Annotated in this window: 12 protein-coding genes; 7 read left to right on the forward strand and 5 right to left on the reverse strand. The window is 34.8% G+C overall.

Going from position 1 to position 18,290, the window contains the following annotated elements; all coding sequences use genetic code 11:
* Positions 1-205: 205 nt before the first annotated feature.
* The 7 genes from ABWH96_RS20015 (at position 206) to ABWH96_RS20045 (ending at position 13,064) form a co-directional block, all read left to right on the forward strand.
* Positions 206-3,529, forward strand: coding sequence for a carboxypeptidase regulatory-like domain-containing protein (locus ABWH96_RS20015; RefSeq protein WP_375579261.1), 3,324 nt, complete (start codon positions 206-208; stop codon positions 3,527-3,529).
* A 33-nt stretch (positions 3,530-3,562) separates the two neighbouring features.
* Positions 3,563-4,639, forward strand: coding sequence for a fasciclin domain-containing protein (locus ABWH96_RS20020; protein WP_375579262.1), 1,077 nt, complete (start codon positions 3,563-3,565; stop codon positions 4,637-4,639).
* A 387-nt stretch (positions 4,640-5,026) separates the two neighbouring features.
* Entirely contained in the window at positions 5,027-6,991 is a 1,965-nt protein-coding gene (locus ABWH96_RS20025; RefSeq protein WP_375579263.1) for an endonuclease, read from the forward strand.
* A 188-nt stretch (positions 6,992-7,179) separates the two neighbouring features.
* A complete protein-coding gene (locus tag ABWH96_RS20030; protein ID WP_375579264.1) occupies positions 7,180-8,253 on the forward strand; it encodes an efflux RND transporter periplasmic adaptor subunit in 1,074 nt (357 codons plus the stop codon).
* A 4-nt stretch (positions 8,254-8,257) separates the two neighbouring features.
* Positions 8,258-11,317 carry an efflux RND transporter permease subunit gene (locus ABWH96_RS20035; RefSeq protein WP_375579265.1) on the forward strand — a complete coding sequence of 1,020 codons (3,060 nt, stop codon included), beginning with the start codon at positions 8,258-8,260 and terminating at the stop codon, positions 11,315-11,317.
* A 6-nt stretch (positions 11,318-11,323) separates the two neighbouring features.
* A complete protein-coding gene (locus tag ABWH96_RS20040) occupies positions 11,324-12,637 on the forward strand; it encodes a TolC family protein (RefSeq protein ID WP_375579266.1) in 1,314 nt (437 codons plus the stop codon).
* A gap of 139 nt (positions 12,638-12,776) precedes the next feature.
* Positions 12,777-13,064 (forward strand): DUF6787 family protein, encoded by a 288-nt coding sequence (locus ABWH96_RS20045; RefSeq protein ID WP_375579267.1) that lies wholly within the window; start codon positions 12,777-12,779, stop codon positions 13,062-13,064.
* An 86-nt stretch (positions 13,065-13,150) separates the two neighbouring features.
* Here ABWH96_RS20045 and ABWH96_RS20050 read toward each other — a convergent pair whose 3' ends face one another.
* The 5 genes from ABWH96_RS20050 to ABWH96_RS20070 form a co-directional block, all read right to left on the reverse strand.
* The gene (locus ABWH96_RS20050; RefSeq protein WP_375579268.1) at positions 13,151-14,089 is read right to left on the reverse strand and encodes an OmpA family protein; all 939 of its coding nucleotides are present in this window, start codon (positions 14,087-14,089) and stop codon (positions 13,151-13,153) included.
* Positions 14,086-14,823, reverse strand: coding sequence for a hypothetical protein (locus ABWH96_RS20055; protein WP_375579269.1), 738 nt, complete (start codon positions 14,821-14,823; stop codon positions 14,086-14,088). Before ABWH96_RS20055 ends, ABWH96_RS20050 begins: the two co-directional genes overlap by 4 nt.
* A 6-nt stretch (positions 14,824-14,829) precedes the next feature.
* Complete coding sequence (locus ABWH96_RS20060; protein WP_375579270.1) at positions 14,830-15,159, reverse strand: hypothetical protein; 330 nt, start codon at positions 15,157-15,159, stop codon at positions 14,830-14,832.
* Positions 15,160-15,165: 6 nt separating this feature from the next.
* Positions 15,166-15,765, reverse strand: coding sequence for an OmpA family protein (locus ABWH96_RS20065; RefSeq protein WP_375579271.1), 600 nt, complete (start codon positions 15,763-15,765; stop codon positions 15,166-15,168).
* Positions 15,766-15,946: 181 nt separating this feature from the next.
* On the reverse strand, positions 15,947-18,235 hold the full coding sequence (locus tag ABWH96_RS20070) for a patatin-like phospholipase family protein (protein WP_375579272.1): 2,289 nt from the start codon (positions 18,233-18,235) through the stop codon (positions 15,947-15,949).
* Positions 18,236-18,290 lie beyond the last annotated feature (55 nt).

The following is an 18,290-nucleotide window of genomic DNA, read 5'->3' on the forward strand; positions in this document are numbered from 1 at the left end:
ATAATTTGTGAGACAGCCATTTGTATTTTTTTAAGCGGCTTATTTCTAGTTTTTATAAATATTAATTTAATGAAATCATTTTTAATGTTAACTTAATGTTAATTTTACACAAGGGAATTATAATCAATAATTAATCTTTTATTCAGGAGATAGAAGAATTAGCGGTTTAATTTTGCATAAAATCTAAAAAATAACTTAAAAAGAGATGAAGAAAATTTTACAGAGTTTATGTGTAATAACGATTTTGTTTGCTTTTGCAACAGGATCGGCTTTTGCGCAGGGTGTAACTACATCAGGCCTTTCCGGTGTAGTAAAGGACGATAATGGAGAAGAATTGCCCGGTGCTACTGTACAGGCTATACACACTCCATCAGGTACAACTTATGGTAGTGTAACAAACTTAAGCGGTAGATTTCGAATGCCAAATGTAAGAGTGGGTGAACCTTATACGGTTACAGTCTCTTTTGTTGGCTTTCAAGAGTATGTGATTGAGGACATAGACTTATCTTTAGGACAAACGCTTAATCTTAATATTAATTTAAAAACTAGCGTAGAAGAATTAGGTGAAGTCATGGTAATTGCAGAAAGAAACCAGACTATTGATGGTGATAGAACAGGTGCATCAACCAACCTTTCTAATGAAAGAATTGCTTCGATGCCAACTATAAGCCGTAGCATTAATGATTTTACTCGTCTTAATTCGCAATCTAATGGTACTAGCTTTGCTGGTGCAGACAATAGGTATAATAATTACACTATTGATGGTAACCTGTACAATAACAACTTTGGTTTAGGTAGCTCTCAATTTGCAGGAGGAAATCCTATTTCAGTTGATGCTATTGAGGAGATTCAGGTAAATATTGCTCCTTATGATGTAACTCAAAGTGGTTTTACTGGAGCTAGTGTAAATGCGGTAACTAAATCAGGAACAAATAATATTGAAGCTTCTGCTTATACACTTTTCCGAAACCAGAATACGCAAGGTACTACTCTGAATGGTGGTCAGGATGTTCCGTTTTCTGAGTCTAAAACGCAAATTCATGGTGTAACTTTAGGATTGCCTATTATAAAGGATAAATTATTCTTTTTTGGTTCATTCGAATATGAAGACAATGCTATCCCTGGTGATACCAGAAGAGCTGCAAGACCAGATCAAGGTTTATTGCCTGATTTGGAGCTTGGAATTGCCCGAATGACTGCTGACCAAGCAGAATTTGTGCAAGAGCAAATGGAAGAAATTTATGGATACGAAACAGGGGCTTATGAAAACTATCCTTTTGAAGATGTTGCAACACGTTTAAATTTCCGATTAGACTATAATTTGAATCAGCAAAATAAAATTATGGTGCGCTATAACAATTTCCAGCAAAGAAGAGATGTTGGAATCAACGGAAGCAGTTTACGTTACATCAATCAATTACGTCTAGGAAATACTAACCGTTTTGGCAATGAAGCATTAACTTTTAGAAACGGTAATTACGGAAGCGAAGAAAACGTTCAATCAATTGTAGGGGAATGGACTTCGAACATCAGTAATAACCTATCAAATAAGTTGAATATTGGTTACACTAGTGCAGTAACACAAAGATATATTCCTGGCGATCAAAATTTCCCAATGATTGAAATATTAGAGCCTCAGGGTTCAACACCATTGTACTTTGCATCCTTAGGCACTGAACTTTTCACAAGAGGTAACTTACTTGATAACAAAACTTTTAACATCACAAATAATGTTAATTATTTCATGGGTGACCATACCTTCACAGCTGGTGTCAACTTTGAATACATGACATTTGATAACGCTTTTAATCCAATGTGGGATGGTTGGTATAGATGGAACTCGTACGATGATTTCGTAGCCGCAGTTATTGATCAAGATGAAAGCGTTCGTCCTGCTGGTTTTGGAATTGGATTTACATATGATGAAAATAATCCTTTTGAATTACCAACGGATAGAACTGAATTTGGACAAGTAGGTCTATATGTTCAGGATGAATACCAAGCTACTCAAGATTTAATATTAACTTTCGGGGTACGAGTTGAATTACCATTCTACCCTATTGATGCCCCAAGAAATCCAAATGTAGAAGCTTTAGGCATAAGCGTAGAAGATCCTAGAAATCCAGGTGAATTCATAGAGCCAAGAGTAGATCAGTTCCCTTCAGTTAATCCTGTGTTCTCTCCTCGTTTCGGATTTAACTGGGATGCACTAGGTGATAAAACCTTACAAGTACGTGGTGGATCTGGTCTTTTCACAGGTCGTCCAATTTTTGTTCACCTATCTAACCAAATTAATGGAAATGGGGTAACAAGAGGAGGAATTGGTATTGAGGCTGACGAGTGGGGTCAAGACGGGAATCCAGAATGGGAAGGTTTCCAAGCAGATATTAACTACTATCGTCCTAATCCTGCTGAGCAAGAGCCAACCGTTACAAGCAGTTTAGCCGTTACTGATCCAAATTTTAAATTACCACAATCTTGGAGAAGTAATTTAGCAGCTGATTATGTATACAATGGCTTTGTGTTCACTGTAGAAGGTATTTTCTCTAAAGATTATAACACACCTTTCAGTACAAACTTGTCTAGTACGCCTACAGGTGAATCAGTTATTATTGGAGGTAATGAATATCCTACTTATACTCAGGAACCTTTAGGAGGTGAAATTAGTGAGTTATTCTATTTAACAAACATTAATGACCGTACTTTCGCTTCTTTGACTTTAGAAGTTAAAAAAGATTGGGGTAAGGGTATCTTTACTAGCTTAGCATACACTAGAAGCCGAAATAGAGACTTTGGTTTAGGAGGCGGTTCTCAAGCAGCTTCTTTATGGCCTCAAGATGTACAAAGTGGAAGAAATACTCCTGAAGAAGGATTTTCTAGAAATGATCAACCAAACAGAGTGGTAGGTTTAATTTCATTCAACACTAAAGGTTTGAATGAAGCAAACAATACTTCTTTCAACTTGTACTATTCTGGAAGCGAGCAAGGTCGATTCTCTTATACCTATAGTGGTAATTTAAGTGGAGAAAACAGTGGAGTTTCATTGATGTATATCCCTGAAAATTTTGAAGATGCACAGTTAGTAGATAGAGTTAGCGGTGGTGTTATTACTCAAACAGCACAGCAACAGTGGGACATATTGAACAACTATATTGAAAATGACCCTTACTTACGTGAAAACAGAGGTTCTGTTTCTGAAAGAAATGGTGCTCTTTTACCTTGGTTAAACAGATTGGACCTTTCCATCACACAAGATATACATCTAACTAAAGACCCAAGCAAACATAAGCTTCAATTTAGAGCAGACATCTTAAATGTACTTAACATGATGAATGATTCATGGGGTGTAAGCAGAACTACAGTTCAAAGAAACTTGATGAATTTTGAAGGTACGGACGAGAATGGAAATGCACAATTTACCATCAATCCAATTCAAGGTGAATCAACATTCCCTACTGATGTTACTGTTCCAAACTTTAACTTAGGTCAAACTTGGAGTGCTCAATTTGGTGTTAAATACATCTTTTAATTGAAAGTGATAAATTTTAAAATAAAAATTAATATGAAAAATATATTTAAATATTCATCTTTCGTAATTGCAGCATTGTTGATTTTAACAACATCCTGTATAGACGAAAACTATGATGATAGCTCCAATGTTGGAATTACTGACAAACAGCTGCTCATCAACGTTTTAAATGCTGAAAATCAATCTAGCGAGTTAAGTATTTTCTTAGACCTTGTAGAGGCAAATGGATTGACAGGCGCCTTAACTAGCAGAAGAACTCAAGATCAGATTACTGTTTTTGCTCCTAATAATGAGGCTTTTGAAATATTGGCAGCAGATCTTGGTTATGACAGTTTAGATGCTTTACTTGAAGACGAAGATGTGAATCTAGTAGAAATATTGGAGACGCATTTAGCACTTGCAAATCTTACACTTTCTCAAATAGAAAACGGAGATTTCAGATCAATAGCTACCTTTTCAGGTATTAACATTCCTATTAGACGTGAAGGCGGTAGTATTGTACTGAATGCAAATGAGGACTTAGAAGTATTGGCTTCAAATACAGAAGGTAATGGTACTGTCCATATTATATCTAGAGTATTTTTACCAATCAGATTTAATATTGAGTTTGCTGAAGACTTTGGAGCCGACTTTGCTGGATGTTCTGAAGCTTTAGAAGCTTGGACTGTTGAAAATGTAGTTCTAGCTGGCGGTTCTGGTTGGGAATGTACTGGTTTCGGATTTGAAGGTCAAGGAATTCAAGCAAATGGTTTTTCAGGCGGTGCTCAAGAAGTAGATTCATGGATTGTTTCACCTGTTTTAGAATCTAATGATGTAGTACTTAATACCTTGAAATTTAAGTATGCTAGTAGATTTGACGGTCCTAACCCTGAAATTTGGGTTATTTCCGAAGCAGATTATGATGCAAGTGCTGGAATTGATATGGATGCTTGGACAAAACTAGATTTTAATTTCCCTGCTCCAGCAAGTGCAAATAACGTATTTTCAGATCTAGCCGTGACTATTCCTTCTGATTTCCATTCTGGAGCATACAGATTTGCTTTCAGATATTTATCTGGAGCTGGTGCTACTAGAGCTACTATTGATAACATTCAAGTTGGAGAAGAATAAAACTCTCCACTAGATTTCCTTTAAAAATATGAAACCCGAAGTAGTTTTGCTTCGGGTTTTTCTTTTTAATAAGACCAGAAAATAATTACAGTATTCAATTAATCTCCGAATTAATTTTAAGTAAATCGGTTTAAACATTTAAGTTCGATAATTACTTATCCGTTATAAAAGGCTGCTCTACTCAAACAGAAAGGCACAATTTGAGAATGGAGATATAGCTTTAAATATAGGATAAAATGTGATCTTAATTTAAAAGCATTTATTGATATCAAATTTTTGGATTATATTAATATATCCAGTTAAATTTGATTTTTCTAAAATCATCAAAAATATTAGTTCTTAATTCCAATAATCCAGACTTTAAGAACTGGAAAATCTATACCTGAAATGAAAAAAATACTACTACTATTAAGTCTCTCCATTTTAACCTTTCAAGCCATAGGGCAACCCGATGGCTACTATGATGGAACAACTGGATTGACTGGAGAAACCTTAAAAGTAAAGCTTCATAAAATCATTAATGATCATGAAGTAAGATCTTATAGCGAATTTAGAGATGTGATTCTTCCAGACCTCGATCAAGATCCTAATAATCCTGAAAATATCATTCTGTTTTATAAAAACGCTTCCATTCCAATTGAGAATTTTGCTTCGAACAATGAGCCAGACTTTTGGAATAGAGAACATACTTGGCCATCATCACATGGTTTTAACGATGAAGATACAGCCTACACGGATGTTCACAATTTAAGACCTTCAGATGCAACTGTAAACAGCTCAAAAAGCAATAAAGACTTCAATGATGTTGAAAATATTGAAGATAATGCAGAAGGAGAAGCTCCCGACACCTACACCAATGCAGATTTTTGGGATCCTAGAGATGAAATAAAAGGAGATGTAGCCAGAATATTATTTTACATGGCTACTCGATACGAAAGTGAATCACTTGATCTTGAATTAGTGGATAGAATAAGTTTTTCTGGTGACCCTGAATTAGGTGTATTGTTCACCTTAATCCAATGGCATACTCAAGATCCGGTGGATGCTGCTGAAAGGGAAAGACATGAAGGGGCTTTCGGATATCAAGGAAATCGAAATCCATTTATTGACCATCCTGAATGGGTAAATGAAATTTGGGGAAGTGCTACCACACCAAATCTCATTATAAATGATCTTAATTTTAGCAGCGATTTTGGCAATGTTGAAATAGGTTCTGCAATAGAGCAGCAATATGAAATAAATGCATATAATTTAACAAATGATGTTTCTGTTGAAGTAGAAGCTCCTTTTTATGTATCTGCTGACGGAGAAAACTACTCGGATAGTATTGGATTTTCATTTAACAATAATCCAGAACAAACTTTCACTGTTTACATTCGATTTGAACCAGACACAGAAGGTCAAGAGGTTAATGCTGAGGTACAGCACAGTACAAACGGTGACTCTGAAGTGCTTCATGTATCAGGAAAAGAAGGGGCTCTTGAATTACTCAGGATTGCGGAAGCAAGGGAACTACCTTTGGGAGAAACTGTAAGTGTAACAGGTGTGGTAATTGATCCAGGCAACAATAGCAGTAATAATAGAGTAATTTATGACGGTACTGCCGGAATTGTGGTTAGAAGCTTTGATAGTGGCAATGAATCTGCAAATCTTCAACAAGGAGACAGTATAATTGTAACTGGTGGCTTGGAAGAATATAACAACCTTTTACAGATTGCTAAATCTCCAATTAATATTACAATAGTTGAGCAGGGAGTAGATCTTCCTGAACCAAAAATTATTGAGATATCAGAGGTAGGCGAGGAATTTGAATCCCAACTAATTAAAATTGAGAATGTTGAATTTATAGAGTCCGGTAATTTTATGGGAGGCGGTGCTAGTGGAAATTTCACCATTACTGACGGTGAAAATGAATTGATTTTTAGAATCGGTTCTAGCTCACACCCTCTAGTTGGGGAACCAATACCATCTGAAAGTTACAATGTTACTGGATTTGTGGGCCAGTTTGGTAATGATTATCAAATTTCACCTCGAACCCTTGATGATCTGGAATTAGTAGTTGATGATAATGACTCAAGCGATATACCTCTTGCCGTTGATGACTATAAATCAATAGATGGCTTGATTTATCCAAATCCTGCTAAGGATGAAATATTCATCAGAACTAATAAAGCTAACTTTAACCAGCCAATTACAGTAATGATTTATTCTGCTGATGGAAGTGTTAAAAAAAGATTGAATAATATTTCAAAGGACACTAGCATTCGTATTAACAATTTAAGTACCGGTATTTACTCCATAATGATTTCAAGTGAAAACCAATACTATATTCAAAAACTTGTCAAATATTGATATTAAAGTAATTTAAATATAAGGGTTCTCTGTATAAATATCTGGAGAACCCTTTATATCCAATCATCCCCATTTCCTACCGTTAGAGAGAAAGCATTATAAATCAGTAACCTTATCGCTTTAAGTAAGTTCTAACTATTCGTATGTTTGTACATCCATTTAGCTCAATATTTTTTTAACCCATTATCATGAATAAGATTATTATTAGGATTATAGCCTCAATAGCTGTCCTGGCTATCATTATATATTTGGTGTTTCCCAATATTTTTTCTTCTAATGAAGAAAACAAAAAAGAATCGCCTACTGCCAAAGGGAACACTAAAATCTCTATTGATGCACAAATCGTAAAATACGAGACTTTCAAAAACGATATTGTACTAACAGGCTCTTTACTGGCTAATGAATCAGTACAATTGGCAAGTGAGATTTCAGGAAAAATCGATAATATCTATTTTGAAGAAGGTCAATTTGTTAGAAAAGGAAAGTTATTGCTGCAAACCAATGTGGCAGACTTAGAAGCAAATTTACAGCGTCTGAAATATACGGCTCAACTCAATTCAGAAACTGAAAAGCGACAAAAGCAATTATTAGAAAAAGAGGCCATCAGTAAAGAAGAATATGATATTGCTTTTACTAACCTTAAAACAACACAAGCGGAAATAGATGCTTTGGAAGCTGAAATTGATAAATCTAGAATAAGGGCTCCATTTTCAGGATTTATTGGATTAAGATATGTAAGTGAAGGAAGCTATATCACACCCACTTCTCAAATTGCTTCACTTTATAATGTAGATCCTATTAAAATTGAATTCTCTGTTCCAAGCAGATATAGTGGATTAGTTAAAAAAGGGAGCAAAATCACCTTTTCATCAGAGGCAGAAAATAAGGACAGAGAAGCTACAGTTTATGCCATTGAACCCCAAATCGATCCCGTTACACGTACTTTATCTGCCAGAGCACAAACAACCAATCCTGATAATACACTTATTCCGGGACAATTTATAAGAATAAATTTAAGTTTAGAAAATAGAGAAAATGCTATATTAATTCCTACCACAGCCATTATGCCTAAAGCAAATGGCCATACAGTTTTTATCATCAAAGAAGGGAAAGCATTACTTAAGGATGTAGAATTGGGAGCTAGAACATCCACGAGAGTTGAAATCCTTAAAGGGATTAGCAAAGGCGATACAGTTGCAATTGCAGGTGTACCTCAATTGAAAAATAGAGCAGAAGTAGATATTAAAAAGCTGGAAAAGTAAGCAAATGGCATCATTATCGAAAATAAGTATCCAAAGACCAGTTTTAGCAATAGTGCTATCACTTGTCATATTGATTTTTGGCTTTATCGGATTTAATTTTCTCGGTGTTAGAGAATATCCATCTGTAGACCCACCAATTATTACCGTTACAACAGATTATGCTGGGGCTAATGCGGATGTTATAGAGTCACAGATTACGGAACCATTGGAGGAAGCAGTCAACGGTATTGCCGGTATTAGAACCATCACTTCCACTAGTGCAGAAGGTAGAAGTAGGATTACAATTGAGTTTAACTTAAGTGAAGATTTAGAAGCGGCCGCAAATGATGTAAGAGACAAGGTTTCGGGTGCTAGAAGAAGACTTCCTGAAGATGCCGAGCCCCCAACAGTAAATAAGGCTGATGCGGATTCCGACCCTATTGTTTTCCTAAATATCAATAGTGAAGAAAGAAGTCTTTTGGAATTATCAGCCATTGCCGAAAACACTTTTAAAGAAAGATTACAAACCATTTCGGGTGTTAGTGAGGTGAGGATTTGGGGTGAAAAGCGGTATGCTATGCGTTTATGGATGGATCCCATCAAATTGGCCGCTTATCAATTGACTCCCTTGGATGTTTTAAATGCCTTAGAAAGTCAAAATGTGGAATTGCCTTCAGGTAGTATTGAAGGAGATATGATTGAATTGGTGGTGAAAACGCAGGGTCAGTTGACATCGGAAAAGGATTTTAATGATCTTATTGTGGCTGAAAGTGATAATAGTTTTGTCCGATTTTCTGATATCGGATATGCGGAATTAGGTCCTTTAAACATGCGGACTGTATTGAAGAGAGATGGCATTCCGATGGTAGGGGTTGTTTTAATTCCGCAACCTGGTTCTAACAGTATTGATATTGTAGATGAATTTTACAAAAGAGTAGATAACATCAAAAAAGACCTTCCAGAAGATATAAATCTAGGAATAGGCTTTGATCAGACTGAATATATAAGGGAATCCATCAATGAGGTGCAACAAACCATCATTATTGCCTTTCTATTAGTAATCTTTATCATTTTTGCATTCTTACGAGATTGGAGAACAACAGTGATTCCAATTGCTACTATTCCGGTGGCACTGATTGGTACATTCTTCGTGATGTATCTGGCAGGTTTTTCCATTAATGTTTTGACTTTATTGGGTATTGTTTTGGCTATCGGACTGGTCGTGGATGATGCCATTGTGGTTCTTGAAAACATTTATACTAAAGTAGAAGATGGCATGGAACCAATGGAGGCAGCCAAAAAAGGAGCGATAGAAATTTTCTTTGCCGTTATTGCTACTACAGTGGCTTTAGTGGCAGTATTTATGCCTGTAATCTTCCTAGAAGGAATCACTGGTAGGCTATTCCGTGAGTTTGGAGTTGTGGTTGCGACTGCCGTGATGATATCGTCATTTGTGGCACTATCATTAACTCCTATGATGAGTAGCAGAATTTTAAAAAGAAGAGAAAGGCATAATTGGTTCTACAGAAAAACTGAGCCCTTCTTCGTTTGGCTTAATAAAGGTTATGCTAGAAGCTTGGATGGGTTCATGAAGGTAAGATGGATGGGTATTTTGTTATTCCTAGGTGCAGTTGGCTTAATATACGGTCTATTTAAAATTCTACCTTCAGAATTAGCTCCATTAGAAGATAGAGGGATGATCTCTGTAAGCACCACTGGACCGGAAGGAGCTACTTTTGAATATATGGGAGAATATATCGATAATCTAGTAGAAGTTACTATGGATACCTTACCTACTGATGGTTTGATCTCAGTAACATCTCCTGGCTTTGGTACTCAAGGCACTAATTCAGGTTTTATGAGAATTATGCTTGTAGATGCCTCAGAAAGAGAAAAAAGTCAACAGCAACTCTATGACGAATATACTCCAGTTCTAAATGAGTTTCCAGCTGCCAAAGCATTTGCCTTTCAACAGCAAACTATTGGCGGCAGAAGAGGTGGCTTACCAATTCAATATGTTATTCAGGCTACTTCTCTAGATAAACTTCAAGCAGTCTTACCTAAATTCGTTGAAAAAGCTAGCAGCAATCCGACATTTACCGTGGTAGATCAGGATTTGAAATTCACCAAACCTCAAATTGATATTCAAATAGATAGGGAAAAAGCTCGTTCATTAGGTATTTCTGTAATTGATATTGCTAGAACACTTCAATTGGGGCTAAGTGGTCAGCGTTTCGATTATTTCATTATGGATGGTAAACAATACCAAGTTATTGGACAGGTTCAAAGAAATGATAGAAATGCACCTATAGATTTAAGATCATTATATGTTAGAGCAGAAAACGGTCAAATGCTTCAGCTAGACAACTTAGTAACTTTGGGAGAAAGCTCTACCCCACCTTCATTATATCGATATAATAGATATATTTCTGCTACATTATCAGCAGGTCTAGCGCCTGGAAAAACTATTGGCGATGGTGTGGAAGCAATGGATGCAATAGCTGCTGAAGTATTGGATGAAACCTATAGCACATCCCTTTCAGGAGCTTCATTAGATTACTTTGAAAGTTCTTCAAGTTTATTGTTTGCCTTTGGATTTGCCATTATCTTAATTTATCTAGTTTTGGCAGCACAATTTGAAAGTTTTAGAGACCCTATCATTATTTTATTTACAGTTCCATTAGCTGTTGGGGGATCATTTCTTTCACTTTATCTGTTTGGAGAAACATTAAATATATTTAGCCAAATTGGTATCATTATGCTCATAGGACTAGTGTCGAAAAATGCAATTCTGATAGTGGAATTTGCTAATCAGAAAAAAGCACAAGGATTGAGTCTTAATGAATCAATAACTGAAGCTGCAAAATCGAGATTCAGACCTATATTGATGACAGCTCTATCTACTATTTTAGGGATTTTACCAATCGCACTAGCATTGGGTGCAGGATCAGAAAGTAGAGTTTCTATGGGTATTGCAATTATCGGTGGATTGATATTCGCTACGGGATTAACATTATATGTAATTCCAGCTATTTATTCTTATTTCGCAAGTAAACATGCGCGTGTATCACGTGTTGAATCTTAAATTTTTATGATAAAGTATATCAGTTTATCTTTTTTAATGCTTTGGGGATTCTCCCTAAACGCTCAAAAAATCAGCTTAAATGAAGCCATTGCAGTTGGAATGGAAAACAACTTTTCTATCAGAACAGCTAAAAACATAGAAAAGGAAGCGCAGATTAATGCCAACTATGCTACTTCGGCATTTCTTCCTGTGATTGATGTTACAGCAGGACAAAGCTATGAAGTAGAGGATGTTACCCAACAATTTATTGAAGGGCCACCCCGTGAAATTGATGGAGCACGATCTAATGTATTTAATGTAAGAGGAGATTTGACATGGACACTTTTTGATGGCACAAAAATGTTTCTAGATTATAAATCTTTGCAGCTTGAGCAGAATAAAAGCAGATTTGAAACACAAGCAGTGCTTGAAAACACTCTTGGAAGCATTATACAATCCTATTTTCAATTGGTATTTGAGCAATCTCAGCAAGAAGTTTTAAAATCTGCAGTAAATCTATCACAAGAAAGATTAGAAATAGCACAGGCAAATTACGAGGTAGGAAGATTTTCTAAAACAGAATTATTAGCAGCGCAAGTTGATTTAAATACAGATAAAAGTAATTTGTTGAATCAAGAAGAAGTAATGCAACAAGCAAGAGTTTCTTTGAATTTACTTTTAGGCCAAGATCCAAATGAAACTTTTGAAGCCACTGATAGCATGTATATCAATACGGAATTGAAGTTAGATTCACTCTTAGATGACCTTAGCCTTAGAAATAAAGAATTACTTGCTTTAATGCAACAAGAAGATATTCTTAAAATTCAAAATAAGACTGTAAATACTGAACTTTTACCCCAAATAGATTTTAATCTTGGATATGGATATTCAAACTTAAATTCACAAGCAGGCTTTTTATTACAAAATCAAGCTTTGGGTTTAACTTATGGATTAAGCCTTTCTTGGAGGATTTTTGACAGGCTTGACCGTTCCAGAAGAAACCAGACAACGCAAATTGCAGTAGAAAACAATACCCTTGCGATGGCTGAATTAGAAAACCAATTGACAGGTGACTTATCCTCTGCTTATGTTCGGTATAGAAACAAGTTAGATTTAATAAAATTAGAAAAAGATAACTTGGAAGTGGCTAAAGAAAATGCTGATATAGCAATCGAACGATATAGAGTTGGGCGTTCCAATGCCATTGAGCTACGTGAATTTCAACTCAATGCAATTGAAGCCGAAAGCCGTTTGCTAAATGCTATATTCCTAGCTAAACAAGCAGAAATCAACCTATTGGCTATCAGCGGAAATTTACTTAATAAAGAAGAAGTTAATTAAGTCCTTATAGTCAATCCAATAAGTTTCTTTAATTTTGAACTCCTTTGTACTGCGAGCAAATTTAATACTTTCATAGTACTGAAAGTTTGATTCAAACATCAGTCGCAGATTAATATCATAACTGAAGACAAACCTTAAAATGTTTGAAAAATTAAAAAACAGATGGGATTTAAAATCAGGCTGGCAAGTGGCTATCGTTTTACTAGTTTTTGCTTGCACAGGATTTACAGTAATGTTCCTGAAAGAACCTGTATTATCTCTATTTGCTGCTAAGGAAGAAAGGAATTGGGTATTTTCTACAGTTTACTATATCCTAATCTTTCCTGTCTATTTTGTAATACTACTCTTCTATGGCTTTATTTTTGGACAAAGTAAATTCTTCATGGGCTTTGTTAAAAAAACCTTAAGTCGTTTTAAAAGAAATTAATAACAAGTCAGTTAATTCCCCTAAACTAAAAAAAACCGAGAAAATCTCGGCTTTTTTAATATCTATCTATATTTCAATAATATTTTCTAATCTCGATCAACCTTGAAGTTCACCCTTCTATTTTTAGCTCTATTTTCTTTGGTATCATTAGGATATGCTGGTTCAGATTCTCCTTTGCCTAAATACTCTAATCTTTCTTTAGTGATTCCATTATTCGTTAAATAATTCACGACCGATTGAGCTCTTCTTTCAGAAAGAACCTGATTGTAAGCTTCAGGCCCTGTACTATCCGTATGACCTATAATAACAACTTCAATTTGACTGTTATCATTCATAACCTCTACCATTCTATCCAATTCTGATTTACTGCTAACTAACAACTCATAGCTATCAAAAGCAAAGAAAACATTATTTAAGACAATTTCAGCCTTTTCCTTAATAGGAGCCATGATCATATCATTATTAAAGCTTTTAGATTCTTTTTGGTTAGTTAAATCAACATTCTCACTAATAGGTAAATATCCTTTAACCTTTGCAATGTATTGGTATTCTTGTCCTGCAGGTAAGGTGATTTTGTACTCCCCTGTTGTTGGATCAGTCTGTACTTTACCCACTTCAGTGCCATCTAAGGTTTCGTATGAAACTATTGCATCAAGTGGTTCTTGAGTTTCAGCATCCACTACCCTTCCAGAAATAGTGATAACAGGATTTAACTCATTGAATAAAGGCATTTCCAATCGATGAATATCCATATCACCAACTGAATCTTCTTTAGTATAATAAGCATAATTTCCTTCTGCTGGCATACTGAAAAATAAGTCATCTCCGCTAGAATTTACCTGAGGTCCCATATTATATGGCTCACTCCAGTTTTGCCAGGTATCATCTAACCTTTGAGTCATATAAATATCACTTTTCCCAAATCCGATATATCCAGAAGAGGAAAAGAATAAGGTTTTATCATCAGCTGCTAAGAAAGGCGATGTATCATCAGTGGCTGTGTTAACTGTTTCACCCAAATTCATAGGGGCTGTCCAGGCCCCATCTCTTTTTCAAAACTCACATATAGATCTCTATCACCATATGAATCATCTCTTTTGACAGACATTATCAATGTTTTTCTACTATTGGCTAGATAAAAATTAGCCTTTTCAGACATATTGTAGAAATCATCAATATTAAGCTTCTCAGGTTGCGACCAGTTATCTCCTTCTTTTGAAGATACTGATACTCCTGAGAACATCTTCTTTTTCTTCTCATCATACTCATTTCCAATAAGTAAAACTAGTGTATTGCCATCCGGTGTGATAGAGCTCACCCAGTTTGGACCATCACTATTCAAAGGTTCCCCTACATTTCTTGCCTCTTGCCACTCATTATTCACTGTATCTAAATCACTAACCCATATATCTTCATAATCCTCAATTCCACCTATATTATCCGGATGAAATTTTCTACCAAAAAACAACTGCTTCCCATCAGGACTTAAAATAGGTTTCAACTCCTCATAAGGGCTATTGACTCTTTCATCTAATCGCTCAGAAACCAACTCTTCTTTTACATTGGGCACCAACTCTAACTGTAAGTCAATTGGTGTTTCTGAATCTGTGATTCCAATAGCATCAATGCTGTAATATCCTGGAACTGCACTTCCATCAAATTCTAATTTTACGGCCGCTACATTAAATTCTGTTAACTCAGTAAACAATCTCAAGAAACGTCCAGGCTGATTCACTATCACTGGTTCTCTTTCAATCATTAAATATTAATTCCCAGCTTCATCATAAAAGAAAATTTTTGTGAGCGCACTTGGATTATACGATTCTGCAATTGCTATCTGTCTTATAGGTTTAGGATCATCAAAACCTACCTTTACAAATTCATCTCTTCCAGGTCGATTTGGAGTCCAGGCACTTGGGCTACCATCACCCCAAGGGTATACATTGGGCTTACCTAATAATTGTTTTACTGAATATTGTGTTTCTTCTAGTTCTGATGAAAACTCTATTACTCTATCTGCCCAATTGGCATTCTGAGCTTGTGAGTAATGAACGATAAATAAAAATGTCAGTAGTGCTAAAGATAGTTTTTTCATTTTATTTTATTCAGTCTTTAATATTCGAGCTTCAACTCGTCTATTATTAAGTTTTGCTTCTTCCGTATTTTCTCTGCTTAAAGGTTGGGTGCCTCCAAACGCTTTTGTTTTAATTCTATCTGGATTTACGGATTTAGATGCTAAATAAGATTTTACAGCCTTTACTCTTTTTTCACTCAATCTCATATTTGCTGAGGCACTACCTCTAAAATCAGTATGGCCCTCTAATTGAATCTCCATATTTGGATAATCTTTAAGCATACTTATTAGCTTATCCAATTCACTATATGATCCTTCCAGTATTTCTGCTTTACTTTGCTTGAAATTTATATCTAATCTTAAAATTGACCCAGAACCCGAAGGCATTAAACTAAAGACCAAAGATTTGTTATCCGACTTTATGGAAATTTCCTCTTCGATTCCAATGTAACCTTTAGCTTCTACTTTAACTTTATATTTATTGTTTTCTTTAACTTTAAAAGAAAAATCACCTGACTCAGGATCAGAATGAAAAACTCTAATATCCGCACCATAAGGCAAACTTTCTAATGTTAATGTAGCTTCAATGGGCCCTTCTAAGGCTTCATTTATTACTTTACCTTCCAAATCTACCCAATTTGACCCTGGCTGGGCTATTACATTCTGAATGCAAAATATAAATATAATATTTAATATAAAGAACAAACCTTTCATGTAGAAATTTCTTTTGATTTTTTATAAAATAATTGTGCAAAAGTAAGTTTAATTCTCGAAAACCATAAAATTATTCGATGAAAATATAGGAATACTATTCTAGTGGCTTTTTATTAAACATCAAGTAGCCAATATTAAACAAAAGTAAAAAAGGTGAGTTATCATCATAATAATGAGCTGACAAGCTTATTGGCCCAATAGGCGACTTATAAAAAAGAGCACCCATACCTGAAAAATAATAGTCGGGAATTAAACCTGTATAACTAACTAAATTTTCATTTTCTTCCCATTTGAACAATGGTTTGAAAGCATGTCCTTCTAGCCTAAAATCAAAATTTTTATATAGCTCAATCTGATATTTTAATCCACCGGCAATAAAAGCAGGTGCTCTAAAATTTTCTAAATATAATCCTTGGCTTTCAAAAGTTGGGAGATAGGCTGGAGTATTCAACATGGTAGACCTGTAATTGCTAAAAGCTGGAACACTACTTGCTTTTCCAGTTAATGAAAACCCAACGTCCCCATATTTTAAGGGAAAATATTGTTCATAATTTGCTTCCAATTGAACCCAGTTATGGACTTCTTCATTTTGATTTACTTCGGAGGTGGAACCAGGCCGATAAATTTCAGTACCATAATTATGAATTAAATATACTCCTATATTCTTCCCCTTGGTGGGAAATAATTTTTGATTTAGATCTGAATAATTTAATGAAAGTTGATGATGTAAACCATAAAATCTATTGTAATCTAAAGTATCAGAAGATACATATTCGTCCCTATTAGTATATTCGTTAACTTTTCGTAACAGGCTACTTTTCAACTCAATTTTCATTTTTCGAAATATGGGAGCTCCAATATTCAAACCGTAGTTTCTATCAAATTGATTGATAGGAGAAACCCTCCTGTTATCCAGGAAATTCCCAGTATTAAGATAGTCCCATCCATTATAATGAAAAAAAGGCTCTACATAAAATTGGTAACCAAAGGGGAAGTGTATTTTAGCATTGTATCGAAAAGATTTATAGAATTGACCAATATTTAAAGATGTGTTATGATTGAATAAAAAATAGTTTAGATGATCATATCCAGCTCCCATAAAAAAATTACTTAGACCAGATGTAGCCACATTTCCACCGAATTTGAGTCTTATATTTTGCTCTCCTTCCGAACTTAGAATAAAATCATAAGAATCCTTTTTGTTATTAAAGACAATTTTAGGAAACACTCCACTAAAATATGGATCCGCTATTAGTTTATAATAATTTGCTTTTAGTTCTGTTATACCTATTTCAGGTTTATTCTCAGGATTAAGAATCTTATCGATATACCTTATTTCACCAGGACGAAAATTCTCATAATTAAAACTTGAAAATTTCAGTGATTTGAATTGGCTTTTATATTCTTGTCTGGAGTTTTCAATTTCTGTTTGGCTTTTTCTTCTCTCAATTTTGTCTAATATTTCAGGCATAGCCCTCATAGCTTCAGCATAACCACTATCTATAATTGCATCAACTTTATCAAAGTCAAAACCAGTTATATCTTCAGTATTTGGCTCAATAAACACACTTGAATTACCCAAATCATTAGGATTTACTTTATCCATTATCATAAATAACAATGAATTAGAAATCAACTTTCTATCATCTTCAGGATATTCTTCAAAAATTTTTGTGGAAACATTAACTCCAATCATAAGATCTGGATTATGCTTTTCCTTCATGCGGGCAGCGGGGAAGTTATCGTAAATACCACCATCAAATATGTATTCTCCTTTAATTTTAACAGGTTTATAAACATAAGGAACAGACATGGTAGCTCTCAAGGCTTGACCAAGGTTTCCTTTATCCATATAAACCGTTTTCTGAGTAAATATTTCTGCACCTACTGCTGTAAAGGGAATAAAAAGATTAGAAAAATCTTCATTTGCAGCTTGATTTGCACTAGCTGTATATTCAGTTAATGCAAAATTCAATATTAAATCATTGGCGAGCTTTGGTCTTAGATTCGCATCAAAAGTGGAGTCAACGCCTAAGTTAATTTCAAACCATTGTGGATTAGGATCATTTTGGAAGTAAAAAGTATTAAAATCATCTGGAAATCTTCCATCAATCCAATTCTGGAAGTCTTTTGAACGAGCAATGGAATCTATTTCCTTGGGACTAAAGCCTGAAACATAAAAACCTCCAACTACTCCACCCATAGAGGTACCCATGATATAATCTATAGGTATATTATTTTCTTCCAAGGCTTTTAACACACCAACATGAGCTAAGCCTTTAGCACCTCCTCCACTTAAAACTAATCCGACTTTTTGAGCTAAAACAGATTGGTATAAACTTAAAAAAATTATGGAAAGCAGTAGCTTTTTAGCGACTTTCATTTTACTCAGTTTTTATCCTCTCACACTTGAAATCAAAAAATAAAGAACTGCTTTC

The organism is Marivirga tractuosa, assembly GCF_042140215.1.
In the GTDB taxonomy this organism is placed as follows: Bacteria; Bacteroidota; Bacteroidia; order Cytophagales; family Cyclobacteriaceae; genus Marivirga; species Marivirga tractuosa_A.